The sequence below is a fragment of the Alexandriicola marinus genome, from assembly GCF_004000435.1.
Taxonomy (GTDB): Bacteria; Pseudomonadota; Alphaproteobacteria; order Rhodobacterales; family Rhodobacteraceae; genus Alexandriicola; species Alexandriicola marinus.
The window spans coordinates 256,630-280,402 of record NZ_RBVZ01000002.1; the positions used below are offsets into that span (position 1 = coordinate 256,630).

Annotated in this window: 21 protein-coding genes; 12 read left to right on the plus strand and 9 right to left on the minus strand. The window is 64.9% G+C overall.

Going from position 1 to position 23,773, the window contains the following annotated elements:
- Nucleotides 1-11 precede the first annotated feature (11 nt).
- Nucleotides 12-3,539, minus strand: a complete 3,528-nt coding sequence (gene dnaE, locus EP376_RS07645; RefSeq protein WP_127654976.1) for a DNA polymerase III subunit alpha — start codon at nt 3,537-3,539, stop codon at nt 12-14.
- A 104-nt stretch (nt 3,540-3,643) separates the two neighbouring features.
- On the opposite strand from dnaE, the gene EP376_RS07650 reads away from it, so the two are divergent.
- From EP376_RS07650 to EP376_RS07675, 6 genes are all read left to right on the plus strand, one after another.
- Entirely contained in the window at nt 3,644-3,973 is a 330-nt protein-coding gene (locus EP376_RS07650; RefSeq protein ID WP_127654977.1) for an ArsR/SmtB family transcription factor, read from the plus strand.
- A 46-nt stretch (nt 3,974-4,019) separates the two neighbouring features.
- Entirely contained in the window at nt 4,020-4,499 is a 480-nt protein-coding gene (locus EP376_RS07655; protein ID WP_127654978.1) for an SRPBCC family protein, read from the plus strand.
- 139 nt (nt 4,500-4,638) lie between these two features.
- Complete coding sequence (xdhA, locus tag EP376_RS07660) at nt 4,639-6,018, plus strand: xanthine dehydrogenase small subunit (protein WP_127655888.1); 1,380 nt, start codon at nt 4,639-4,641, stop codon at nt 6,016-6,018.
- On the plus strand, nt 6,015-8,378 hold the full coding sequence (gene xdhB, locus EP376_RS07665; protein ID WP_127654979.1) for a xanthine dehydrogenase molybdopterin binding subunit: 2,364 nt from the start codon (nt 6,015-6,017) through the stop codon (nt 8,376-8,378). Before xdhA ends, xdhB begins: the two co-directional genes overlap by 4 nt.
- Nucleotides 8,378-9,136 carry a xanthine dehydrogenase accessory protein XdhC gene (gene xdhC / locus EP376_RS07670; protein WP_127654980.1) on the plus strand — a complete coding sequence of 253 codons (759 nt, stop codon included), beginning with the start codon at nt 8,378-8,380 and terminating at the stop codon, nt 9,134-9,136. Before xdhB ends, xdhC begins: the two co-directional genes overlap by 1 nt.
- Nucleotides 9,137-9,461: 325 nt before the next feature.
- Complete coding sequence (locus EP376_RS07675) at nt 9,462-9,950, plus strand: SUI1 family translation initiation factor (RefSeq protein WP_127654981.1); 489 nt, start codon at nt 9,462-9,464, stop codon at nt 9,948-9,950.
- Between the two features lie 51 nt (nt 9,951-10,001).
- Here the strand turns inward: EP376_RS07675 and EP376_RS07680 are convergent, their stop codons facing one another.
- Entirely contained in the window at nt 10,002-10,733 is a 732-nt protein-coding gene (locus tag EP376_RS07680) for an SGNH/GDSL hydrolase family protein (RefSeq protein ID WP_127654982.1), read from the minus strand.
- Nucleotides 10,734-10,785: 52 nt separating this feature from the next.
- Entirely contained in the window at nt 10,786-11,112 is a 327-nt protein-coding gene (locus tag EP376_RS07685; RefSeq protein ID WP_164744889.1) for a bactofilin family protein, read from the minus strand.
- 141 nt (nt 11,113-11,253) lie between these two features.
- Here EP376_RS07685 and EP376_RS07690 point away from each other — a divergent pair, with 141 nt between their 5' ends.
- The 4 genes from EP376_RS07690 to EP376_RS07705 are packed head-to-tail and all read left to right on the plus strand — an operon-like array spanning nt 11,254 to nt 14,274.
- Nucleotides 11,254-12,189 carry an aldo/keto reductase gene (locus EP376_RS07690; protein ID WP_127654984.1) on the plus strand — a complete coding sequence of 312 codons (936 nt, stop codon included), beginning with the start codon at nt 11,254-11,256 and terminating at the stop codon, nt 12,187-12,189.
- Nucleotides 12,186-13,259, plus strand: a complete 1,074-nt coding sequence (locus EP376_RS07695) for an NAD(P)/FAD-dependent oxidoreductase (RefSeq protein WP_127654985.1) — start codon at nt 12,186-12,188, stop codon at nt 13,257-13,259. Before EP376_RS07690 ends, EP376_RS07695 begins: the two co-directional genes overlap by 4 nt.
- Nucleotides 13,256-13,903: a DUF938 domain-containing protein gene (locus EP376_RS07700; RefSeq protein WP_127654986.1), complete on the plus strand. Its 648-nt coding sequence runs from the start codon at nt 13,256-13,258 to the stop codon at nt 13,901-13,903. The genes EP376_RS07695 and EP376_RS07700 overlap by 4 nt, the downstream gene beginning before the upstream one ends.
- 44 nt (nt 13,904-13,947) lie before the next feature.
- Complete coding sequence (locus EP376_RS07705) at nt 13,948-14,274, plus strand: hypothetical protein (RefSeq protein ID WP_127654987.1); 327 nt, start codon at nt 13,948-13,950, stop codon at nt 14,272-14,274.
- A 61-nt stretch (nt 14,275-14,335) separates the two neighbouring features.
- Here the strand turns inward: EP376_RS07705 and EP376_RS07710 are convergent, their stop codons facing one another.
- The 3 genes from EP376_RS07710 to EP376_RS07715 all read right to left on the minus strand — a co-directional run bounded on the left by EP376_RS07710 (nt 14,336) and on the right by EP376_RS07715 (nt 18,365).
- Entirely contained in the window at nt 14,336-16,834 is a 2,499-nt protein-coding gene (locus EP376_RS07710; RefSeq protein WP_127654988.1) for a GcvT family protein, read from the minus strand.
- A gap of 118 nt (nt 16,835-16,952) precedes the next feature.
- Nucleotides 16,953-17,075 carry a hypothetical protein gene (locus tag EP376_RS23510; protein ID WP_255519447.1) on the minus strand — a complete coding sequence of 41 codons (123 nt, stop codon included), beginning with the start codon at nt 17,073-17,075 and terminating at the stop codon, nt 16,953-16,955.
- Nucleotides 17,076-17,378: 303 nt separating this feature from the next.
- Complete coding sequence (locus EP376_RS07715) at nt 17,379-18,365, minus strand: 2-hydroxyacid dehydrogenase (RefSeq protein ID WP_127654989.1); 987 nt, start codon at nt 18,363-18,365, stop codon at nt 17,379-17,381.
- Between the two features lie 225 nt (nt 18,366-18,590).
- On the opposite strand from EP376_RS07715, the gene EP376_RS07720 reads away from it, so the two are divergent.
- Nucleotides 18,591-19,139, plus strand: a complete 549-nt coding sequence (locus EP376_RS07720; protein WP_420837123.1) for an SH3 domain-containing protein — start codon at nt 18,591-18,593, stop codon at nt 19,137-19,139.
- Between the two features lie 82 nt (nt 19,140-19,221).
- The gene (locus EP376_RS07725; protein ID WP_238928690.1) at nt 19,222-20,166 is read left to right on the plus strand and encodes a cation diffusion facilitator family transporter; all 945 of its coding nucleotides are present in this window, start codon (nt 19,222-19,224) and stop codon (nt 20,164-20,166) included.
- A 3-nt stretch (nt 20,167-20,169) separates the two neighbouring features.
- Here the strand turns inward: EP376_RS07725 and EP376_RS07730 are convergent, their stop codons facing one another.
- From EP376_RS07730 to dut, 3 genes are all read right to left on the minus strand, one after another.
- A complete protein-coding gene (locus tag EP376_RS07730; protein WP_127654990.1) occupies nt 20,170-22,197 on the minus strand; it encodes a M3 family metallopeptidase in 2,028 nt (675 codons plus the stop codon).
- Between the two features lie 61 nt (nt 22,198-22,258).
- Nucleotides 22,259-23,308: a HesA/MoeB/ThiF family protein gene (locus EP376_RS07735; protein ID WP_127654991.1), complete on the minus strand. Its 1,050-nt coding sequence runs from the start codon at nt 23,306-23,308 to the stop codon at nt 22,259-22,261.
- Nucleotides 23,305-23,772, minus strand: coding sequence for a dUTP diphosphatase (dut, locus tag EP376_RS07740; protein ID WP_127654992.1), 468 nt, complete (start codon nt 23,770-23,772; stop codon nt 23,305-23,307). The genes EP376_RS07735 and dut overlap by 4 nt, the downstream gene beginning before the upstream one ends.
- Between the last annotated feature and the right edge of the window lies 1 nt (nt 23,773).

The window sequence follows — 23,773 nt, forward strand, 5'->3', positions numbered from 1 at the left end:
GACCCGCCGGGTCAAACCTCTTCGACCTCGATCACGCCGTCCAGAGACCGCAGGGCACCCTTGATCTGCGGGGTCACGGGGAATTCTGCGCCGCAATCGATCTCGACCTCGCCCGGCATGTCGAGCGCCATGAGATTGATGTAGATCGGGCCGCGCCCGCCGCGTGTGCCATCCTGAAGCGCCTTGTTGAGGATGGTCGCGACATGCTGCACGGCCTTCTCCTCCTCGACGAAGATACGAAGCCCCGTCTGGCCTGCATCCGCCACGACCGTGTCGATGGGCGCGACCGACCGGCCCAGCAGTTTCAGCTGGTCGGCCTCCATCGTGGCCTCGACGGTGATCACGACCTGCGACCCGGTCTCGAGATGTTCGCGCGCTGTCTCGAGCGTGTCGGAGAACATCGTCACCTCGTAGCTGCCGGTCGGGTCCGACAGCTGCACGAAGGCGAACCGGTTCCCCCGCGCGGATTTGCGTTCCTGCCGGCCGGCGACGGTTCCCGCCATCTTGGCGATGCAGGGCGATTTCCCGGCCTTCACCGTCACTTCGTCGAGGGTGAGAACCTGCTTGCGCTTGAGTGGCGCGAGGTAATCGTCGAGCGGATGGCCCGACAGGTAGAAGCCGATCGCCTTGAACTCTTCGGCCAGCCGCTCCGCCGGGAGCCAGTCCGGCACGCCGGGCAGGCGCGGTTCGGGCAGGTCTTCGCCGGCCTCGCCAAACAGGCTGACCTGACTGGAACTCTTTTGTTCGTGGACGGCCGCCGAATAGGCGACCAGCGGATCGAGGCATTCCAGAACCCGCCGCCGGTTTGGATCGAGAACATCGAAGGCCCCGGCCCGTGCCAGCATCTCGAGCGGACGTTTGCCCACGCGTTTCAGATCGACCCTGCGGGCCAGATCGAACAGCGTGACAAAGGGCTTGTCGCCGCGCGCTTCGGTGATCAGGCGCATCGCCTCCACGCCCACGTTCTTGAGCGCGCCCAGCGCATAGACCAGCCGCCCCTGATCGACGGTGAACTGCGCCTCCGACCGGTTGACGCAGGGCGGGATGCATTCGATCGACAGCCCCTTGCGGGCCTCCTGGAAATAGATGGCCAGCTTGTCAGTCAGGTGGATGTCGCAATTCATGACGCCGGCCATGAATTCCACCGGGTGGTTCGCCTTGAGCCATGCAGTCTGATAGCTGACCACGGCATAGGCGGCGGCGTGCGATTTGTTGAAGCCGTAGTTGGCGAACTTGTCGAGAAGGTTCCACACCTCGGTCGCCTTCTTTTCGTCGACGCCATTCTCGGCGGCACCTTTCAGGAACTTTGGCTTTTCGGCGTCCATCGCCTCCTGGATCTTCTTGCCCATGGCGCGGCGCAGAAGGTCGGCGCCGCCAAGGCTGTAGCCGGCCATTTCCTGCGCGATCTGCATCACCTGTTCCTGATAGACGATGATGCCCTGCGTTTCGTCGAGGATGTGGTCGATGGAGGGATGCAACCGGTCGCGCTCTGACAGCCCGTTCTTCACCTCGCAATATTTCGGAATATTCTCCATCGGGCCGGGGCGATACAGCGCCACCAGCGCCACGATATCCTCGATGCAGGTCGGCTTCATCCGCTTGAGCGCATCCATCATGCCCGAGCTTTCCACCTGGAACACGGCGACGGTCTTGGCTGCGGAATACAGCGCGTAGGATTTCTCGTCATCGAGCGGGATCGCACCGATGTCGTCTTCCGTGCCCGGGGCCGGGTCATACAGACGCGTGCCGTCGGCCGCCTCGTGCAGATGCCGGCCCGACTTGCGGATCAGGTCGAGCGCATTCTGGATGACGGTAAGGGTCTTGAGGCCGAGGAAATCGAATTTGACGAGGCCCGCCTGTTCCACCCATTTCATGTTGAACTGCGTGGCCGGCATGTCGGAGCGCGGATCCTGATACAGCGGGACCAGCGCGTCCAGCGGTCGGTCGCCGATCACGACGCCTGCGGCATGGGTCGAGGCGTTGCGCAGCAGGCCTTCGATCTTTTCGGCATATTCGAAAAGCCGCGCGGCGGGGTTGCGACGGCCCTCGCGCCTGTCCTGCTCGGTCTCTCGAATTTCGTCGCGCAGGCGCGGCTCGTCCGCCAGCGCCTTGCCGATTGAGACCGGTTTCACGCCTTCGACCGGGATCATCTTGGACAGTCGGTCGACCTGCCCGTAGGGCATCTGCAGAACCCGACCCACATCCCGCACCGCGGCCTTTGACAAAAGCGCGCCGAAGGTGATGATCTGGCCCACCTTGTCGCGGCCGTACTTTTCCTGAACATAACGGATCACCTCTTCGCGGCGATCCATGCAGAAGTCGATGTCGAAGTCGGGCATCGATACACGTTCGGGGTTCAGGAAACGCTCGAACAGAAGGCTGTAGCGCAGCGGATCGAGGTCAGTGATCGTCAGCGCATAGGCCACGAGGCTGCCAGCACCGGAGCCACGGCCCGGCCCGACGGGAATGTCATGATCCTTGGCCCATTTGATGAAATCGGCCACGATCAGGAAATAGCCCGGAAAGCCCATCCCTTCGATGATGCCAAGTTCGAATTCCAGCCGCTGTTCATATTCCTCGACCGGGGCGGCGTGCGGGATCACGGCAAGCCGCGCGGCCAGCCCCTCCTTGGCCTGACGGCGCAGTTCGACAACCTCGTCATCGGCGAATTTCGGCAGAATCGGATCGCGCTTGTAGGCCCGGAAGGCGCAGCGCCGCGCGATTTCCACCGTGTTGTCCAGCGCCTCGGGCAGATCGGCAAAGAGCGTCGCCATCTCCTGCGGGGATTTGAGGTAGTGATGCGGCGTCAGCCGGCGTCGCGGCTCCTGCTGATCGACATAGGCACCATCAGCGATGCACATCAGCGCGTCATGCGCCTCGAACAGGCTCGACTTGGGGAAATAGACGTTGTTCGTGGCCACCAGCGGCAGACCCATCTGGTAGGCCAGTTCCACGTGGCCCCGTTCGGTTGCCACATGCGGGCCGGGCCCGCCGTCATCGCCCGGAAAGCGCTGCAACTCGACATAAAGCCTGTCGCCGAACGCACCATGAAGCGTCTTGAGAAGCGCCTCGGCCTTGTCCATCTGGCCCGTCGCGATCAGCTGGCCAAGCGGGCCATCCGGCCCGCCGGTCAGGCAGATCAACCCGTCCTGATGGGCCACCAGCTCATCGAGCGTAATCTGCGCCAGTTCCCCGCCCGCATCGAGATAGGCGCAGGAATTCAGCTTCATCAGGTTCTCGTACCCCGCCTCGTTCTGCGCCAGCAGGACAAGATCGGCCGGCAGCGGCGGCCGTTTGCCCGGCTCGACCGGCAGATAGGCCATCGACATCTGGCACCCGATGATCGGCTGCACCCCGGCCTTGGCCGCGGTTTCAGAGAATTCCAGCGCGCAGAACATGTTGTTGGTGTCGGTGACCGCGACGGCGGGCATGTCCATGCCGGCGATCAGGCCGGGAAGCTTTTTGACCGGCACCGCCCCTTCCAGAAGCGAATACTCGGTATGCAGGCGAAGATGGATGAATCGGGGGGTCTGGGTCATGGAAGGCACACTATCTTGTGGGTCGAGCCGGGGGAAAGCAGGAATTGGTTAGCTATTCATCTAACTATCTTGACGGATGACATCAGGCCAAATTACTTAGCCTTATGACTAACCATCTGGACAGTTTCTTCGCCGCCCTTTCTGACCCGACCCGACGCGCCGTGATCGAACGGCTGATCGACGGCCCGGCCAGCGTGTCGGACCTGCACGAACCGCATGACATCGCCCTGCCCACCTTTCTCCGACACATCAGGGTTCTGGAAGAGGCCGGTCTTGTCAGCAGCCATAAGAAGGGGCGCATCCGCACCGTTCACATCGAGGCCGCTCCTCTGCGCGCGGCCGAAACATGGCTCGCCCGGCAGCGCCGCATCTGGGAAGGCCGGCTGGACCGGATGGATGCGCTGGCCGAACGGCTGGACCGGGAAACAAGCTAACGCCTCGACAACGAAAACCGCCGCCCGGCCAATAAAGGAATGCACCATGTCAGACGGATCGACCCTCACGCTCGAACGCAGCCTTGCTGCGTCGCCCGCCAATGTCTGGCGGTGCCTGACAGACCCCGACCTGATCCGCCAATGGTTCGCCCCGAAGCCCGTGGAAACGACCGAGGTCGAACTCGACCTGCGCCCGGGCGGCATCTTCCGCACGGTGATGGAGGTGCCCGGGCATGGCACCATTGCGGGCGATCCCGGCAGTATCCTGCTGGTCGAGGAAGGACGGCGGCTGGTCTGGACCAGCGCGCTTGGCCCGGGATTTCACCCCAATGCCTTTGACGACGACCCGATGTCCTTTGCGTTCACGGCCGAGATTACGCTTTCGGCCGAGGGGACCGGTTGCCGCTATGTGGCGCGGGCCATGCACGCCACGACCGAGACCAGCGACGCGCACGAAAAGATGGGCTTCTCGACAGGCTGGGGGACAGCGGCCGAGCAGCTTGGCGCGCTTGCCGCGACCATCTGAACCGGGCGGGCACTCGGGGCTTGCCAAGTGGCACGTGACTGCGCTTACATGACGTTCGATCAAAGGGGCGCGCTGTCTACGCCGCATCGACCGCGCGCAAGACCCCGGTATGACTGGTAAGGCGGCGGGTCTGACACGCATGGCTGTACGGTTTCTTCTGAACGGAGAATCCATGGAGGCCGTTGCGCCTCCGACGAGAACACTCCTCGATTTTCTGCGCGACGAACGGGGCCTGACGGGCACCAAGGAAGGCTGCAACGAAGGCGATTGCGGCGCCTGCACCGTCATGGTCACCGACGAGCAAGGCAGCCGGGCCCTGAACGCCTGTATCCTGTTTCTGCCACAGCTCGAGGGCAAGGCCGTGCGCACGGTCGAGGGCATCGCGGGGCCGAATGGCACCCTGCACCCGGTGCAGGAGGCGATGATCGCCCGGCACGGAAGCCAGTGCGGCTTCTGCACGCCGGGGTTCATCATGTCGATGGCCGTGGCCCATCTGAACGGCGAGACGGATTTCGACGACAGGCTGGCCGGCAACCTGTGCCGCTGCACGGGCTATGCGCCGATCATTCGCGCCGCCGAAGATGCGGCCGAGGCCCCGGTCCCCGAATGGATGACAGCCGATGCGGGCGCGATCGCAACTGCGCCCGATATCGCGGGGATCGAGGGTGCGGCGCGGCCCCGAACCTCGGACGAGCTGGCAGAATGGTATCTGGACCATCCCGATGGCACATTGATTGCGGGGGCCACCGATGTGGGCCTTTGGGTGACAAAGGATTTCCGTGATCTGGGCGACGTGGCCTTCATCTCGGGCTGCCACGATATGCAGGGCATCTGCGAAGAGGGCGACCGCCTGATCATCGGGGCGACAACCACGATGTCGGCCCTGTGGGACCGGCTGGCCGAGCCCTTCCCCTCATACGCCGAATTGATCCGGCGCTATGGCTCGGTTCAGGTGCGAAACGCGGCCACGATCGGCGGCAGCATCGCGAACGGCTCCCCCATCGGGGACAATGCGCCAGCGCTGATCGCGCTTGGCGCGACGCTGCGCCTGCGGTGCGGTGACGAACGGCGCGAGATCGCGCTGGAAGATTTCTTCATCGAGTATGGCAAACAGGATCGCGCGCCGGGTGAATTCGTCGAAGCGATCACCATCCCGTCGCAGGCGCCTGCCTTGCGCTGCTACAAGATATCCAAGCGGTTCGATCAGGACATCACCGCCGTTCTGGGCTGTTTCAACCTCACGATCGAAGGTGGCATCGTGCGCGAGGCGCGGATCGCCTTCGGCGGCATGGCGGGGATCCCGAAACGTGCCCGCGCGGTCGAGGCCGCGATCACGGGCAAGCCGCTGGACGCCCCGGTTCTGGCGAACGCGCAGGCCGCCATGGCGGAGGATTTCACACCGCTGTCGGATATGCGGGCCTCGGCGGACTACAGGCTCGCGGCCGCCCGCAATCTCCTGGCCCGCCATGTGGCCGAGATGCGCGGCGAAGACGTGAACGTGCTGGAGGTCCGGGCATGAGCGTCGCGCGCCCCCTGCCCCACGATGCGGCCCCGCTTCATGTGACGGGTGCGGCCCGCTACGTCGACGACATCCCGACACCTGCGGGCACGCTGCATCTGGCCTTTGGCACTTCTGCCGTCGCCGCAGGCCGGATCCTGTCGATGGATCTGGACGCGGTCCGCCACGCGCCCGGGGTCGTGGCCGTGCTGACCCATGCCGATCTGCCCCGGGATTGCGACGTCTCTCCCGCCGCGCATGACGAACCGCTTCTGGCCGATGGCGTGGTGCATTACGTCGGGCAGGCGGTCTTTCTGGTCATCGCCGAAAGCCATCTTGCCGCCCGTCACGCCGCGCGGCTGGGCCGGGTCGAGATCGAAGCCGGCACCCCGATCCTGACCATTGACGAGGCGCTCGAGGCGGGCAGCCATTTCGAGGGTGGCCCGATCACATGGAGCCGGGGCGATACGGAGGCGGCCCTTGCCGGCGCACCGCGCCGGATTTCCGGCGTGATGGAGATCGGCGGGCAGGAGCATTTCTACCTCGAGGGGCAAGCGGCGCTGGCCTTTCCGCAGGAAGGCGGCGACATGGTCGTCCATTCCTCATCGCAACATCCGACCGAGATCCAGCACAAGGTGGCCCATGCGCTTGGCATCCCGATGCACGGGGTCCGGGTCGAGGTGCGCCGCATGGGCGGCGGGTTCGGCGGCAAGGAAAGCCAGGGCAACGCGCTGGCCGTGGCCTGCGCCGTGGCCGCCCGCCTGACGGGGCGGGCCTGCAAGATGCGCTATGATCGCGATGACGACATGGTCATTACCGGCAAGCGCCACGATTTCCGCATCGCCTATGACGTGGGTTTTGATGACGAAGGGCAGATCCTCGGGATCGAGTTCACCCAATATGCGCGCTGCGGCTGGTCGCAGGATCTGTCGCTTCCGGTGGCGGACCGCGCGATGCTGCATTCCGACAATGCCTATCGCATCCCCGCCATGCGAATCGCGTCGCACCGGCTCAAGACAAATACCCAATCGGCAACCGCGTTCCGGGGCTTTGGCGGGCCGCAGGGCATGCTGGGGATCGAGAGGGTGATGGATCACCTCGCCCATGAGACCGGTCTTGACGGGGCCGAAATCCGGCGCCGCAATTTCTATGCCGAGGCCGAGGCTGAGACCAAGGTGGGGACGGGGCCCGGTCATGGCCACAAGTTCGGCGCCGCGCATTCGCCCAAGGCGCGCTATTCGGAGCGGGAGAACATCACGCATTACGGGATGGAGGTCACCGACTTCATCCTCGGCGGGCTGACCGATCAGCTTCTTGCCTCGTCGGATTATGCCGTGCGGCGCGCGGCTGTGGAGGACTGGAACGCGCACAACTCGATCCTAAAGCGCGGGATCGCCTATGCGCCGGTAAAATTCGGGATCTCGTTCACGCTGACCCATCTCAATCAGGCCGGCGCATTGGTGCATGTCTATCAGGACGGGTCGATCCACCTCAACCATGGCGGCACCGAGATGGGACAGGGCCTGTTCCAAAAGGTGGCGCAGGTCGCGGCAAGCCGGTTCGGCGTCGATCCGGCGTTGGTCAGGATTACTGCGACGGATACCGGCAAGGTGCCCAATACATCGGCCACGGCGGCGTCTTCGGGATCGGATCTCAACGGTATGGCCGCCAAGGCGGCCTGCGACACGATCCGCGACAGGATGGCGGAGTGCCTTGCGGAGTTACACCAAGCCAGGGTGGAAGAGGTCGTCTTCGCCAATGGCGAGGTCAGGATCGGGACCACCACCCTGCCCTTCGCCGAGGCCGTGCAGCTGTGCTATTTCAACCGGGTGAGCCTTTCGGCGACCGGGTTCTACAAGACCCCCGATATCTCGTGGAATCGGGTCGCGGGACGCGGACGGCCCTTCTTCTACTTCGCCTATGGCGCGGCGGTGACCGAGGTGGTGATCGACACGCTGACAGGCGAAAACCGCATCCTTCGCGCCGATATCGTGCATGATGCCGGCGCCTCGCTGAACCCCGCGCTCGATATCGGGCAGGTCGAGGGCGCCTATGTTCAGGGCGCGGGCTGGCTGACCACAGAAGAGCTTGTCTGGGACGACGCAGGACGGCTCAGGACCCATGCCCCCTCGACCTACAAGATACCCGCCTGTTCCGACCGGCCCGATATCTTCAACGTGGCGCTCTGGGACGGCCCCAACCGGGCCGAGACGATCTATCGCTCCAAGGCCGTGGGGGAGCCGCCCTTGATGCTGGGCATTTCGGCTTTTCTTGCCTTGTCGGATGCCTGCGCGGCCTGCGGGTCGGGCTATCCCGACCTCGACGCACCCGCCACTCCCGAGCGGGTGCTGGCGGCCGTGACACGGGCACGACAGGCCTGATGCCAGAGCGCGGCATCAGGATCACCGTTCTGCGGACCGCCGGGTCCATCCCGCGCGAGGCGGGCACCTCGATGCTTGTGCAGCCCGATGCCATCCGCGGCACGATCGGCGGCGGCGCACTGGAATGGGAGGCGATGGCCATCGCGCGTGCGATGCTGGACGACGGGCGCGAAAGGGACGAGCGAACGTTTCCCCTTGGTCCGTCTCTGGGCCAGTGCTGCGGTGGGTCTGTCACGCTGGGCTTTGAACGGGCCGATGTGCTTGAGCGGGAGCCGGGGGTGCCTTTGTGGATCTGGGGCGCGGGCCATGTCGGCCGGGCATTGGTCGGGGTTCTGTCGCCGTTGCCGGACTGGTCGATCACGTGGATCGACACTGCACCCGACCGCTTTCCCGATGACATCCCCGCCAACGTGGATGTTCTTCCAGCGACAGAACCCGCGCGCCTTGTGCCCCATGCGCCCCGCGACGCGAACCACCTGATCCTGACTTACAGCCACGAGCTGGACCTTGAACTGTGCCACGCCCTCCTGCGGCATAGCTTTGCCTCCGCGGGCCTGATCGGATCGGCCACCAAATGGGCCCGGTTCCGGTCCCGCCTCGCGGGCCTTGGCCACGACCCCGCCCGGATCGCGCGCATCACCTGCCCGATCGGCGATCCGGCCCTTGGAAAGCATCCCCAGGCGATTGCGGTCGGCGTGGCGGCTGATCTGCTCCGCCACAGGGCAACACGGTATGCGGGTCGGGCCATGGCCGGTTGAGCGGCGCTCCACCGCACCCGACAATCCCTTGATCCACCCGGTCACGGGGTGGGCTATTCCATACCTCCGATGCACTTGTGAGGATACGTGGATAACGCTAACGTGATGGAACAGAAAGTTTTTTCACGTCTCTCCGTTTCCTGCAGCCACACGCCTCAGGTTCTATCCGGGGCGATGTGAGTATTGATCGGACCCCCAAATGATACTCGAATTACCCGTCAACGCGGCCCGCGCCGCGACCCGTCGCTTTGTCCCTCTCATTCTGGCAAGCGCGCTCGCTCTGTCGGCCTGCGTACCGATTCCCTACGCATCCGGCACCAAATACATGCCTCTGGCCGAGGACATCACGGTGCCCAATGGCGATTCTGGCGGCTGCGGTTTTGGAGCGGATTGGTCTACCGATGGCTATCGCGAATTCGGCCCAGTCAGGGTGTCGGTTGGCATCGAACAACCTTCCGAAGATGAGCCGGGGGCTGGAACCACGCTGGTCATCCAAACCACCGAACGATCCCGGACGGGTGAATTCCAGACTGTCTCGGTCAATACCGCGCTAGTCAGACTGGAGGAAAACGGTCGTTCCTATCCTGCCAGGTTCGTCGATCCTGAAGTTCGACCCAATTACTCAAGCGACCGTTTCAGGCAACAGGTGTATCGTTCCGAATTTCCGCGGGGCACGGGTATCGCGGCAAACGTCCGGCTCGTTTTTGGCGAGGGCGCAGTCACGATCAACGGAAGACCGGTGGAATATCCTCCGGTCCGGTTCAAACGCCGGGAAACCGTGTCGGTCTACCTGTTTCCCTGTCTCCCGACCTGACCAAGGTGCCGCCCGCGTCCCTGATCGGGGATGCGGGCGGTCCATGACCGGTTACCCGTCTCCGACACGCGGCTGCGGGATCTTGTCCCGGATCGCATCGAACAACATCCCGGCCCATATGGCATACATCTCCGGTCCGGCATGAAACCCGTCAGCGGCCATCTTGTCAGGCTCGATCGTGACGTCGAGGGGGACGTATATGCAGTTGGGCCGGTCTGCGGCGATGCGGGCAAGACCGCGGTCGAACCGGGCGACGCGGCGCGCCATCACCCATCGCAGGGGCATCGGCAAGAGCGGGAACTGCCCCACCGGCGGCAGGCCCGACAGGCAGATGAGCCTTGCCCCGAAGCGATCTTGCAGGATGTCGAGGGCCCGGATCATCCGGCGCCGCCAGAGCCATTCCCGGACCCCGTTCTTGGCGTCGTTGATCCCGATACTCAGGACCGCGATATCGAGGCGGCGAGACGGCAAGGCCTCGATCCGGGCGAGCAGGTCGCGGGCCGTATCACCGCTCTTGGCCTCGACGGTCCAGTGTACACGCCGGGTGGGGCCAAGCCGGCGCAGAAGGCCACCGCTTAGCGCGGAGGCCTGATCGGGCGCGCCCGTCCCGAGGGCCGAGCTGTCGCCTGCGATCATGAGCTGCAGATCAGGCCCGGACCCGCTGACACCCGCCAAGGCGCCAGATGGCGCAGGCAAGGCCGCGGCACGCCATTTGACCCAAAGCGCCTGCGGCCCGACCAGAGGCAGGACAAGCCATGTCACGATCCGATCCGCGATCGCCATGGCGCGTCTCAGGTGGGGCGGGCCGGCATTGGATCAGGAGCGCGGCCGTTGATCAGGATTTCGTGGCGCGCCCACCGCCGATATCAACCTTGCCCACAACGCGGGCACCCTTTTCAGAACTCATGGTGCCGGCCGAAACATCAGCATCCACCGTCGCATCGGCATACAGGTCCACGGAATCGGCCGAGAGGGACCCCTTGAGAACACCGCGGACATGAGCCGTATCGGCGGTGACCGCGCCTTCGACCTGGCCGCCGTTGAGGATATCGACGGCTTGGGACTTGATATCACCTCGCACGGTGCCCTGAACTTCGATCAGACCCGATCCGGTAATGTCACCCGTGACAGTCAGATCTTCGCTGATAATGGATTTCGTCATTCTCGGATTCCTTCGTGGACGTTGGTTGAGCGCACAATGGCACAGGGCGCGGCGCTTCGCGACCGCTTTTCGCGGCATTGGCGGCATGTTGCGCCTCATTCGGGGTTCCCCCCGACGGGCCTGTCATGGCACGAAGTCGACATGACAGACCTTACATTAACTTCGGGCACCCCCGCTTCGCTTTTTGCCTTCGGAACAATGCAGTTCGGCGACGCTGCCGACGAAGCTGAATCGCGCGCCATGTACGATGCCTGCCGCGCCGCGGGCATCACCCATTTCGATACGGCCGTCGGCTATACCGACGGCGCGTCCGAACGGATTCTGGGCATGTTGGCCGCCGAAGACCGTGATGCGATCTATGTCGCAACGAAGATCGGCTATGACGGCGGCGGCACGACCGAGAGCCTGCAAGCCCAGTTCGACCAGTCCCGTCGGCAGAACGGGCTCGACTATGTCGATCTGCTCTACCTGCACCGGTTTCAGGGCGCGACCCCGCTGGAGACCCAGTTCGCCCTGCTGCGCGACTGGCAGAAGGCCGGTCTGATCCGCCATATCGGTGTGTCGAACTATGCCGCATGGCAGGTGATGAAGGCACAGGCCATCTGCAAGGACCTCGGGACGCGGATCGACGCCATCCAGCCGATGTACAACCTTGTGAAGCGGCAGGCCGAGGTCGAAATCCTGCCCATGGCCGCCGATCAGGGGATCGCCGTCCTGCCCTATTCGCCCTTGGGCGGGGGGCTCCTGACAGGCAAGTACAGCCGTCCCGACGCCTCCGGCCGGGTGGTCGAGAATGCGATGTATGCCAAGCGCTATTCGCCCGACTGGATGCGCGAGACGGCGGCGGGCCTTGCCCGTCTCGCCGAAGAGGTCGGAACCTCGCCCGCCACGCTGGCCGTGGCGTGGGTCGCGGCGCATCCGACAGGTCCGATACCGATCATCTCGGCGCGGAACGTGGCGCAGCTGAAACCCTCTCTCGACGCAATCGAGTTTCCCATGACGCCCGAACTTCGCGACCGGATCTCGGCGCTGTCGATCACGCCACCCCCGGCGACAGACAGGCTCGAAGAGGCATGATCGACTTTCTCGTTATCGGCGGCGGGATCGCGGGGGTCTCGGCGGGCGCCCGCCTGTCGCATCTTGGCCATGTCGTTCTGCTCGAGCGTGAAACGGGGCTTGGCTATCATGCCTCGGGCCGGTCGGCTGCGATGTTCGAAGAGACGTATGGCCTGCCCTCGACGATCGCGCTGAACCGCGCCAGCAAATCCTATCACATGGAGGCCAATGGCGGCGTTCTGAGCCCGCGGGGCCTGATGATCGTGGGCTCTGAGGGCGACGATGAACAATTCGAGGCGGAACTGGCCGTCATGGGTATGGAGGAGGTGGGTCTTGACGGAGGCCGCGCGCTCTTGCCGATACTCGGGGGCGCGACGGCCCGGGTCGGGCACCGACCCGATGCATGGGACATCGACACCGATCGGCTGATCCAGAACTTCGCATCCGAGGTCAGGGCAAACGGTGGCGAGGTCCGGACCGGGCATGAGGTCTCCGCGATCGCCCGCACCACCCATGGCTGGGAGGTGACGACAGGCGACGAGGTGCTTTCGGCCCGCAACATCGTCAATGCGGCAGGTGCCTGGGTCGACGTGATCGCCGGGCTGGCGGGGATCGTGCCGCTGGGGGTGACACCCTACCGGCGGTCGATGGCGCGGCTTCCCGCGCCGGGCGGCCATGACGTAAGCCACTGGCCGATGGTCATGGGCCTGAGAGAGGCGTGGTATGCAAAGCCCGACGCCGGCGCTCTGCTGGTCTCGCCCGCTGACGAAGACGCGGCCGAACCGCATGACGCCTGGGCCGATGACATGGTGCTTGCCGAAGGACTGGCCCGATACGAGGCCCATGTGACGGAACCGGTCACGCGGCTGTTGTCGAACTGGGCCGGATTGCGGACCTTTGCCCCGGACCGGAACCTTGTTCTCGGCCCCGACCCAATCGATCCCAGCTTCATCTGGTCGGCCTGTCAGGGCGGCTACGGCATCCAGACCTCGCCCGCGGCAAGCGCGCTGATCGCCGACCTCGTTGCCGGACGACCGCCCGAGCTTGACCCCGAGATGGTCGCGCGTCTCCGGCCGGAGAGGCTCCGATGACCGGCTCGTTGCGGCTTCCGGATGCGCCTGTGCCCGCAGAAGACGGACGTATGTCGGCGCCCTCGGCGCTGCGCAATCGCGCCGCGATCGTGGAACTGGTCGCGCGGCACGCACCCGAGGCCGGTCGGGCGCTCGAGATCGCGTCGGGCACCGGCGAACATGTCGTGGCGCTGGCCGCCGCCCTGCCCGGACTGCGCTGGCACCCCACGGATATCGACGCCCAAAGGCGCCGCTCGATAGATGCCTGGGCCGCCGCCGAAGGTCTGACCCACGTGGCGCCCGCCGATGATCTGAACGCCGCGAACCCCGGCTGGTCATCCTCTGAGGCACCGGCCGATCTGATCGTTCTGGTCAACCTTCTGCACCTGATCCCGGAATCGGCCGCCAAGACGGTTCTGACCGAAATCGCGGGCTGCCTCGCGCCGGGCGGGGTGGCGGTGATCTATGGTCCGTTCCTGCGAAACGGCGAGGCCACGAGCGAGGGAGACCGCGCGTTCGACGCAAGCCTGCGGGCGCAGGACAGTGCGATCGGCTACAAGGATGCGGCCTGGGTCAGGGAGTGCATGACGACCCATGGCCTGAGTTCGATCGAAGACTGCGAGATGCCGGCCAACAACCTTGCCTTCGTGTTCCGCAAGTTATGAGCCGGCTTGATCCACAGGGTCTCCACCCCCACATGAGGGCGGATATGCAGCTTTCCTCCACCCGCAAGGCCCGTGCCCGGTTCCAACGTCAGTTCCGGATTCTGAGGCAGGAGAACCCGCGCATTGCCCGTGGGCTGGAATGGATCAGCAAGAAGCGCTGGCGCCCGGTGCGCGTGCCGGTCGCGTTCCTTCTGGTGCTGGGCGGCGTGTTCTCGATCCTGCCGATCCTGGGCTTGTGGATGTTGCCTGCGGGCCTGTTGCTTCTGGCGATCGATATCCCGCCCCTTCAGCGCCCGGTGGGACGGCTGATCGTGTGGATCCGGGTTCTCTTGCGCCGCAACGGCAACAAGACGACCGCGCGAAAGCAGTAAGCCGCGCGGCCCCGCCAGGCCTTGGGCGGACGGGACACCGCGCGGCAGACGCGCAGGCGCCCTAGCCGTCCTGCCTGATCCGTGCGTTGGCCGGATCATGGGGGCTGTCCTCGACGATCTCGGCATCCCACAATTCGCGCAGCATCCGAACCTTGAGTCGTGTCCCGGGCACCGCAAGATCGGGGCGGACATAGCCCATGCCGATGGATTTGCCGAAGGCCACCGAATAGCCGCCCGAGGTCAGGCGCCCGACCCGCGTGTCGCCGTCATAGAGCGCCTCGCGCCCCCAGGGGTCGGCATCCTCCGGCCCGTCGATCAGAAGCGTCACGCATTTGGAGCGGATGCCCGTTTCCTCCATCGCGCTTTTGCCGTGAAACTCCTTCGACAGGTCGACAAAGCGGGGCAGATCGGCCTCGAGCGGGGTCGCGTCGCGGCCCAGTTCGTTGCCGAACGCACGATAGGATTTCTCCTGCCGGAGCCAGTTCTGCGCGCGCGCGCCCACCAGCTTCATCCCGTGTTTTTCGCCGGCAGCCATCAGCTGATCCCAGAGATAGGTCTGCATCTCGATCGGGTGGTGCAGCTCCCAGCCCAGCTCCCCAGTATAGGCAACGCGGATCGCCTTGACCGGGCACATGCCCAGCTCGATGTTGCGCACGCACAGCCAGGGGAAGCGCTTGTTCGACAGCGCGCTGTCGGGATCGGCATCCTTGATCAGCTCCCTCAGAACGTCGCGCGATTTCGGCCCGGCAATGGCGAAGACACCCCAGCGCGTGGTCACATCTTCTTCGTTGATGCGGCCGAATTCCTCTTCCTTGTCGGCAATGGCCTTGTAGAGGAAATCCTGGTCGTAATCGGTCCAGGCGCCGGCAGAGACGAGGTAGTAATCGTTCTCGGCCTCGCGCACGATCGTGTATTCGGTGCGCGTCGTGCCATGCGCCGTCAAGGCATAGGTCAGGTTGATGCGGCCGACCTTGGGCAGCTTGTTGCAGGTGAACCAGTCCAGAAACGCCGTCGCGCCCGGCCCGGTCAGCCGGTGCTTGGTAAAGGCAGAGGCGTCGATCAGTCCGACGCCTTCGCGGATCGCCTTCGCTTCTTCAACGGCGTATTGCCACCAACCGCCCCGGCGGAAGGACCGCGCGTCATGGTCGAAATTGTCGTCCGCATCGAGGGGGCCGTAATAATTCGGCCGCTCGAACCCGTTGACGCAGCCGAACTGCGCGCCCAGCGCCTTTTGCCGGTCATAGGCCGGCGCAGTGCGCAGCGGGCGGCAGGCAGGGCGTTCCTCGTCAGGGTGGTGGAGGATGTAGACATGTTCATACGCCTCTTCGTTCTTGCGGGCGGCGTATTCGGTCGTCATCCAGCTGCCAAAGCGGCGCGGATCGAGAGAGGCCATGTCGATCTCGGCCTCGCCTTCGACCATCAGGTCGGCGAGGTATTTGCCGGCCCCGCCGGCCGCCGTGATCCCGAAAGAGAACCCTTCGGCCAGCCACATGTTGCGCAGGCCTGGCGCGGGACCCAAAAGCGGGTTGCCGTCGGGAGTATAGCAGATCGGGCCGTTGTAATCGTCCTTGAGGCCCACCGTCTCGGACGAGGGGATGCGGTGGATCATCGACATGTATTCCTCTTCGATCCGGTCCAGATCGAGAGGAAACAGGTCGGCACGGAAGCTGTCGGGCACGCCGTATTCGAACCGCGCAGGCGCGTTCCGCTCATAGGGTCCGAGGATCCAGCCGCCCCGTTCCTCGCGGACATACCACTTGGCATCGGCATCCCTCAGAACGGGGTGTTCGCCGTTCTCCTTGCGGTATTCGACAAGCGCAGGATCGGGCTCGGTCACGATGAACTGATGTTCGACCGGGATCGCCGGCGTCTTGATCCCCAGCAGGCGCGCGGTGCGTTGCGCATGGTTGCCGGTGGCCGTCACCACATGTTCGGCCCGGATCACCATCGTCTCGTCCGAGGGGACGAGGTTGCCGCCCTTTTCCACCATCTTGGTCAGCGTGACCGCCCAATGATCGCCCTGCCATTCATAGGCATCGGCCTGCCATTTCCGTTCGATCGAGACGCCGCGCTGACGCGCGCCCTTGGCCATCGCCATCGTCACGTCCGCCGGATTGATATAGCCATCCGTCGGGTGATAGATCGCGCCTTCCAGATCGTCGGTGCGCACCAGCGGCCAGCGGTCCTTGATCTGGGCGGGGGTCATCCATTCGAAAGGCACGTCAACGGTCTCGGCCGTGGCGGCATAGACCATGTATTCGTCCATCCGGGCCCTGGACTGCGCCATGCGCAGGTTGCCCACAACGTAGAACCCCGCGTTCAGACCCGTCTCGTCCTCGAGGGTCTTGTAGAACTTGATCGAGTAGTCGTGGATATGCGTGGTCGCATAGCTCATGTTGAAATAGGGCAAGAGGCCCGCCGCGTGCCAGGTGGAGCCTGAAGTCAGCTCGTCGCGTTCAAGCAGCATGACATCGTCCCAGCCCGCCCGGGCCAGATGGTAGGCGATGGACGTTCCGACGGCACCGCCGCCAACGACGAGCGCTTTGACTTGGCTTTTCATGGCTCGACTCACTCCCGAGATGGTGTCGCCGCTCAGACTGGCGATTCAAGGAGCCGATAGCACAAGATTGCCGATCATTGACGGCAGGAATGCGACGTCGCTTGGCGCTAGGGCGAACTCAGTTCCTCGCGGTCTGAACGGCGCCGGTTTCCGGCAGCTCAGCCAGAAGGCCGCCAAGATCGAATCCTGCGAGGATCGCCAGCGCATCATCGGGCGTGCCGCGCAGGATACCGTCCTTCATGGGAAAGTGCCCGTTCATGAACCGGCCCCAACGGCGCTCGCCACGGGTGTCTCCGCCGGTTGCCTCGTAATCCCGGGCCTCGGCCTAGATGAAATCGCCCACCGCACCCGAAACACGTCCGCCCGTGCCTTCGGGGGCGAACATTGCGGCCGCCCTTATCAGCCCCAAACCGAACAGGACCTCAAAACCGACAGCCACACGCATACGGACACCTCGGACCGCCTCATACCGATGAACCTCGTGGAAGGGTTCGGCAGGAATCGCGCAAGTGAGCGATGATTCCGTGAAATCCGCGCCGCCGGGTCAGAGCATCGCGGGCACAACCAGATCAGGCGGGCGATGGCCGTCTTCGAAGGTCTTGATGTTGATCAGAACCTTTTCGCCCATCTCGGCGCGGCCCTCGACCGTGGCGGAGCCCATATGCGGCAGAAGCACGCAATTGGGCAGCTCCCGCAGGCGGGGATTTATCTCGGTTCCATGTTCGAACACATCGAGCCCCGCGCCGGCCAGTTCGCCCGCGCGCAACATCCGGGTCAGCGCGTTTTCGTCGATCACCTCGCCGCGCGAGGTATTCACGATCACGCCCGTAGGCTTCATCAGCTTGAGCCGGCGCGCATTCATCAGGTGGAAGGTCGAGGGCGTATGCGGGCAGTTGATCGACAGGACGTCGATCCGGGCCACCATCTGATCGAGGCTTTCCCAATAGGTGGCCTCCAGCTCGTCTTCGATCTCGGGGCGCAGGCGTTTGCGGTTGTGGTAATGGATCTGCATTCCGAACGCGCGCGCGCGCCGGGCCAGCGCCTGTCCGATCCGCCCCATGCCAAGGATGCCCAGCCGGCGGCCCGCCACGCGCCCGCCCAGCATCGAAGTGGGCGACCAGCCCTGCCATTTGCCCGATTGCATGAGGGCAAGACCCTCCGGAATGCGCCGGATCACCGCCAGCAGAAGCGCCATCGCCATATCGGCAGTGTCCTCGGTCAGAACGCCCGGCGTATTCGACACCAGAATGCCCCGCTGGCGCGCCGTGGCCACGTCGATATGATCGACGCCCGCGCCGTAATTGGCGACCAGTTTCAGCCGGTCTCCTGCCTGCGCAAGAAGCGTCGCGTCGATCCGGTCGGTGATCGTGGGCACAAGAACATCGGCCTCCTGCACCGCTGCCACGATCGCTTCGCGCGTCATCGGCGCGTCGTCTTCCCTCAGTCGAACGTCGAACAATTCCTTCATCCGAGTCTCGACCGGCTCGGGCAACCGTCGCGTGACGACAACACTCAACCGTTTCGATGGCATGCCCGATGCTCCTTCGCTTTTCCACGACGCCAGTCGGTGGCAGGTTAGCGATAGAGACGCGAGGCACAAGAACATCGCGCGAATGAGGGGCAGTGACCTTTGAAAGACATGCTGGGATTTCGGCTGGGCGCCGTTGCGTTGCTTGTCGTTGCAACCTTTACCGGGCAGGCGAATGCCGAGGTGATGCGGCCTCAGGCGCGCCCTGATGTGGTGGAAGCGCGGGCCATGATCGGCCCTGAGATGCCTCCGACCGTGGAACTGCCGGCCGTGGTGCCCACCTCGAACGCCGTGCCGGAACCGGAACGCGAAGAGACCGTGGCCATCCCCACGAGCCTTGCGCCGCCCGAAATCGGGCCCGAGACCAATCTGCCGCTGCCACGATTCGTGTCTCTCAAGACCGATGAGGGCAATGTCCGGCGCGGACCATCGCTGAGCCACCGGATCGACTGGGTCTTCGTGCGGCGGGGCATGCCGTTGCAGGTCACGGCCGAATACGGCCATTGGCGCCGCGTGATCGACCGAGAGGGGATCGGCGGCTGGGTGCATTACGCTCTGATCTCGGGCAACAGATCCGTCATCGTCGACGAGGACATGCTCCCCCTGCTGCGCCGCCCGGATGCCGATGCGCCGGTCGCGGCACAGCTGGAAGCCGGCGTGATCGCGCGGCTCGACGAATGCACCATCGACTGGTGCCGCATCGCGGCCGGCGGATATCGCGGCTGGGCGCCCAAGACAGCCCTTTGGGGTGTTGAGCCTGACGAGATTCGCGACTAGGGCCTCTCCCCGGTCAGACCAGATCTGACAGGCTGGGACGCGGCATCTTGCGGGATTGGAATCCGCAACCAAAGAGCCGATCATGCGGGTCCAGCGAAAGGCGATCGGGTCGATGAGCGACAGGCAATCCGAAACACGGCTCAATCTCAGCGCAGGGCTTTTGTCCGTGTCCGTTGCGCTGATCCTCGTGCTGGCGAAGCTTTGGGCCTTTGCCGTGACGGGATCGCTGTCGGTGGCCGCAACGCTGGCCGATAGCGGGCTGGACCTGATGATGTCGCTGGGCGGGCTCGCCGCGATCGCCTATGCGGCGAAACCCGCCGATGACGACCATGCCTTTGGCCATTCCTCGGCCGAGGACCTGGCCGCACTTGGCCAGACATTGTTCATTCTTGTGTCATCCATGGTGATCGGAGTGACCGCGATCCTGCGGCTGATCGACGGTACCTCCCCCCTGCCCCGCGAAGAGGCGAAGGGCATGGCGGTCATCATCTTTTCGATCCTGCTGACCGGGGGGCTGGTCTGGTGGCAAAGACGTGTGGCGCGCAGGACCGGGAACCGTGTGGTGCGCGCCGACAGCCTGCACTACATCGGTGACCTGATCCCAAACATCGGCGCGCTGTTCGCGCTCTGGGCGTCGGCGGCACTGGGATTTGGCCAGATCGACAGCATCGTGGCGCTGGGGGCGGCCCTGTTTCTTGCCGCGGGCGCCCTGCGGATCGGCAAGGGCGCGTGGGACGCGCTGATGGACCGGCAGGCCGACCCCGAGATGATCGCCAGTATCGCGCAGATCGCGGGCGATTTCCCGGGTGTCGAGGGGTTCCACGACCTCAAGACCCGACAGTCGGGCAGCACGATCTTCGTCAACCTGCATATCGAACTGGACGGCACGCAATCGCTGAACGAGGCGCATGCCATCGGCGCGGCCTTGCGGCGCGAGATCATCCGGCATCACCCGAAGGCGGATGTCCTGATCCACAAGGATCCGGTGGGGGTTGCCCCCCACCCCGACGATCCGTCGAAGAACTGAGGATCAGGCCGCGATCAGGCCGCGCCCCTTCAACAGCGGCTCGACCCCCGGCATCCGACCCCGGAAGGCGGTATAGAGCTCGGCCGCATCGACCGACCCGCCGGATGACAGCACCGTTTCCTCGAGTTTGCGCGCAAGCGCGGCATCGAAGGGATCGCCTGCCTCGTCAAAGGCTGCGAAGGCGTCGGCATCCATGACCTCGGACCACATGTAGCTATAATAGCCGCTGGAATAGCCGTCACCGGCGAAGACATGCGCGAAATGCGGGGTCGCGTGGCGCATCCCGATGGCGCGCGGCATTCCGATTGCCTCGAGGATTTCGGCCTGCTTCTGCATCGGATCGGCAGGCGCGGGGCCGTTGTGGAATTCAAGGTCCACCAGCGCAGAGGCCACGTATTCGACCGTCTGGAAGCCCATGTCATAGGTGGCCGCGGCCAGCATCCGGTCAAGCATGTCCTGCGGCATCGGCTCGCCGGTTTCGGCATGGGTCGCGAATTGGCGCAGAACTTCGGGCACTTCGAGCCAGTGTTCATAAAGCTGGCTCGGCAATTCGACGAAATCGCGCGCGACCGAGGTGCCCGAGATGGATTCGTAAGTCACATCCGACAGCATCTGGTGCAGGGCATGGCCGAATTCGTGGAACAGCGTGCGCGCATCGTCATAGGACAGAAGCGCCGGTTCCCCCTCGGCAGGCTTGGCGAAATTGCAGACATTGACGACAAGAGGCCGGACCTCGCCCTCGAGCCGCTGCTGCGAGCGCATGGCAGAGCACCACGCCCCCGACCGCTTTGATCCACGCGCGAAGTAATCGGCAATGAAGACGGCCATATGCCGGCCCTCGCGGGTAACCTCCCACATCCGGACATCGGGATGATAGCGCGGGGCGTCGGTGACCTCGGCAAATTCGAGCCCGAACAGTCGGTTCGCGCAATCGAAGGCTGCCTCGACCATCCGGTCGAGTTGCAGATAAGGCTTCAGAGCGGTTTCATCGAGGTCGTGTTCCGCCTGCCGCCGCTTTTCGGAATAATAGCGCCAGTCCCACGGCTCGAGCGGGCCGGTTTCACCGTCCGCATGTAACATGCGCTCGAGGATGTCGGCGTCGGCCGTCGCCGCGGCGTGCGCAGGTGTCCAGACCTCCATGAGAAGGTCGCGCACGGCTTCGGGGGTGCCGGCCATCTCGGTCTCGAGCTTGTAATCGGCGAAGGTGTCATAGCCCAGAAGCTTTGCCCGTTCTTCGCGCAGGGCAAGGGTCTCAGCCGCGATGCCGCGGTTGTCGGTCTCGCCCCCGTTGGCGCCGCGCGCGGCCCAGGCTTCGTAGGCGGTCTTGCGCAGATCGCGGCGGGGGGAGAATTGCAGGAACGGCACGATCAGCGACCGCGAAAGCGTCACCACCGGCCCGCCTGCCCCCCGCGCCTCGCCCGCCGCGCGCGCGGCCGAGACGACAAAGCCCGGCAGACCCTCTAGATCGGCCTCGGAAAGCTTCATCTCCCAGTTCTTTTCATCGGCCAGAAGGTTCTGGGTAAAGCTGGTGCCCAGAACGGCGAGCCTGCTTTTCACCTCTTTCAGGCGGTCGGCCTCGGCCCCTTCGAGCTGGGCGCCCGCACGCACGAAGCCGCGGCGGGTCAGCATCAGAACGCGCGCCTGTTCGGGGCTGAGGTCCAACGTGTCACGCGCCTGCCACAGGGTCTCGATCCGGTCGAACAGCGCCCGATTCGAGGTGATCTCGGAGCCATAGGCCGACAGTTTCGGTGCAAAATCCCGCTGAAGCGCCTGCCGCGCGTCATTGCTGTCGGCCCCGGCGAGCGAAAAGAACGCACCCAGAACCTGACCGAGCCGCGTGTCCGCGCGTTCCAGCGCCTCGATCGTATTGGCGAAGGTGGGTGCGTCGGCGTTCTGCGCGATGGCCGTGATCGTTGCGCGGGCCTCGTCCAGTGCCGCATCGACGGCGGGGCCGAAATCGTCATCGGTGATGCGATCGAACGGCGGCAGGCCGAAGGGTGTCGTCCAATCCTCGAGAAGCGGGTTTGTCATCGGTGATCTCCTTTGGACAGGAACCTAGGTGTCGCCCCGGCGAAGGGAAAGGGCGCGCGGATCAGACGGGCGCCGAATGGCCGCAAATCGGGCAATCCGCGCGTGGCCGCACGGCAATGGTACGGGTCTCGGCGTAAAGCGCATCATAGATCATCAGGCGGCCGCGCAGCCCCTCACCCGCGCCGGTGATTGCCTTGATGGCCTCGACCGCCATGATCGCGCCCACGACACCGGGCAGCGGGCCAAGAACACCGGCCTCGGCACAGGTGGGCACGAGGGCCGGATCGGGCGCTTCTGGAAAGACACATTCGTAGCACGGCGTGCCGGAGGCCGGATCATAAACGCTGATCTGCCCCTCCCACTGGGTCAGGGCCGCGGCGATCAGCGGTTTGCCCAGCCGTGCGGATACCCGGTTGACCATGTAGCGCGTGGCGAAATTGTCCGACCCGTCGAGGACCAGATCGTATTCGGCGATCAGGTCGGTTGCGATCTCTTCGGTCAGGCGGCGATTGTAGGGGCGCACCTCGACAAAGGGGTTCTGGGCGCGGATCGCATCGGCGGCGGAAAACACCTTCGGATCGCCGATCCGCGCATCGAGGTGGATGACCTGCCGCGCAAGGTTCGATCCATCGACGACGTCATCGTCGATCACACCGATCGTGCCGAGACCGGCACCTGCCAGGTATTGCAGCGCCGGCGAGCCCAGCCCGCCCGCACCCACGATCAGGACCTTCGCATCCTTCAGGGCCTTCTGCCCCGGACCACCGATTTCGCGCAGAACGATCTGCCGGGCATAGCGCGACAATTCAGCCGCGCCGAAGGTGCCGGTCTTGCTGGCCGGTTCGTCCGGTGCGGGCCGGGCACGGTCTCGCAGCCAGAGCAGGCCACGGCGATACAGCCAGACCGCAACCGCGAACGCGACCAGAAGAAGCCACAGCCGCGGATCGGAGCCCGTCGCCTCGCGCAGCGGGTGACCCTGCGGGAGCGTCAGCTGGATGATCATCACCCCAGCCATCAGGATGCCGATCATGATCAGCCTTGCGCGCACCGGTGCGCCCATGACCCAGCCGATCCCCCAGAGGGTCGCGATCATCACGCCGACAAGGATCATGCGCTGCGCCCCGTGGAGCCGAAGCCGCCCTGTCCGCGCTCTGTCTCGTCAAGATCGGCGACCTCGTCGAACGTGGCCCTGAGAACCGGGGCCACGACGATCTGCGCGATCCGTTCTGCATGGGTGATCGTGTAGGCCTCGGACCCGAGATTGATCATGATCACGCCAACCTCGCCGCGATAATCGCTGTCAATCGTGCCAGGCGCATTGACCAGCGTGAGACCATGTTTCAGGGCCAGCCCCGATCTGGGGCGCACCTGCACCTCGTGACCCGCGGGGATCGCCATGCGCAGGCCGGTGGGCACCAGCGCCCGGGCCATGGGGGCAATTCTCAGGCCATCGGCCCGGATTTCAGGCGGCAGGTTGGCGCGCAGATCGGCGCCTGCCGCGCCGCCGGTCTGATATTCGGGCAGCGGCACGGTCGGGTCGGCCCAGCTTGAGCGGCAAATCCGGATCGGGATCATC

Excerpts from the sequence above, each read along its gene's own strand:
- EP376_RS07695 (WP_127654985.1), top strand. The coding sequence starts at position 12,186 with ATGATCGACTTTCTCGTTATCGGCGGCGGGATCGCGGGGGTCTCGGCG.
- xdhB (WP_127654979.1), top strand. The coding sequence starts at position 6,015 with ATGAGCGTCGCGCGCCCCCTGCCCCACGATGCGGCCCCGCTTCATGTG.
- EP376_RS07680 (WP_127654982.1), bottom strand. The coding sequence starts at position 10,733 with ATGGCGATCGCGGATCGGATCGTGACATGGCTTGTCCTGCCTCTGGTC.
- xdhA (WP_127655888.1), top strand. The coding sequence starts at position 4,639 with ATGGCTGTACGGTTTCTTCTGAACGGAGAATCCATGGAGGCCGTTGCG.
- EP376_RS23510 (WP_255519447.1), bottom strand. The coding sequence starts at position 17,075 with ATGAAGGACGGTATCCTGCGCGGCACGCCCGATGATGCGCTGGCGATC.
- EP376_RS07705 (WP_127654987.1), top strand. The coding sequence starts at position 13,948 with ATGCAGCTTTCCTCCACCCGCAAGGCCCGTGCCCGGTTCCAACGTCAG.
- EP376_RS07650 (WP_127654977.1), top strand. The coding sequence starts at position 3,644 with ATGACTAACCATCTGGACAGTTTCTTCGCCGCCCTTTCTGACCCGACC.
- EP376_RS07720 (WP_420837123.1), top strand. The coding sequence starts at position 18,591 with ATGATCGGCCCTGAGATGCCTCCGACCGTGGAACTGCCGGCCGTGGTG.
- xdhC (WP_127654980.1), top strand. The coding sequence starts at position 8,378 with ATGCCAGAGCGCGGCATCAGGATCACCGTTCTGCGGACCGCCGGGTCC.
- EP376_RS07655 (WP_127654978.1), top strand. The coding sequence starts at position 4,020 with ATGTCAGACGGATCGACCCTCACGCTCGAACGCAGCCTTGCTGCGTCG.
- EP376_RS07715 (WP_127654989.1), bottom strand. The coding sequence starts at position 18,365 with ATGCCATCGAAACGGTTGAGTGTTGTCGTCACGCGACGGTTGCCCGAG.
- EP376_RS07690 (WP_127654984.1), top strand. The coding sequence starts at position 11,254 with ATGACAGACCTTACATTAACTTCGGGCACCCCCGCTTCGCTTTTTGCC.
- dnaE (WP_127654976.1), bottom strand. The coding sequence starts at position 3,539 with ATGACCCAGACCCCCCGATTCATCCATCTTCGCCTGCATACCGAGTAT.
- EP376_RS07725 (WP_238928690.1), top strand. The coding sequence starts at position 19,222 with ATGCGGGTCCAGCGAAAGGCGATCGGGTCGATGAGCGACAGGCAATCC.
- dut (WP_127654992.1), bottom strand. The coding sequence starts at position 23,772 with ATGATCCCGATCCGGATTTGCCGCTCAAGCTGGGCCGACCCGACCGTG.
- EP376_RS07700 (WP_127654986.1), top strand. The coding sequence starts at position 13,256 with ATGACCGGCTCGTTGCGGCTTCCGGATGCGCCTGTGCCCGCAGAAGAC.
- EP376_RS07730 (WP_127654990.1), bottom strand. The coding sequence starts at position 22,197 with ATGACAAACCCGCTTCTCGAGGATTGGACGACACCCTTCGGCCTGCCG.
- EP376_RS07685 (WP_164744889.1), bottom strand. The coding sequence starts at position 11,112 with ATGACGAAATCCATTATCAGCGAAGATCTGACTGTCACGGGTGACATT.
- EP376_RS07675 (WP_127654981.1), top strand. The coding sequence starts at position 9,462 with ATGCCTCTGGCCGAGGACATCACGGTGCCCAATGGCGATTCTGGCGGC.
- EP376_RS07710 (WP_127654988.1), bottom strand. The coding sequence starts at position 16,834 with ATGAAAAGCCAAGTCAAAGCGCTCGTCGTTGGCGGCGGTGCCGTCGGA.
- EP376_RS07735 (WP_127654991.1), bottom strand. The coding sequence starts at position 23,308 with ATGATCCTTGTCGGCGTGATGATCGCGACCCTCTGGGGGATCGGCTGG.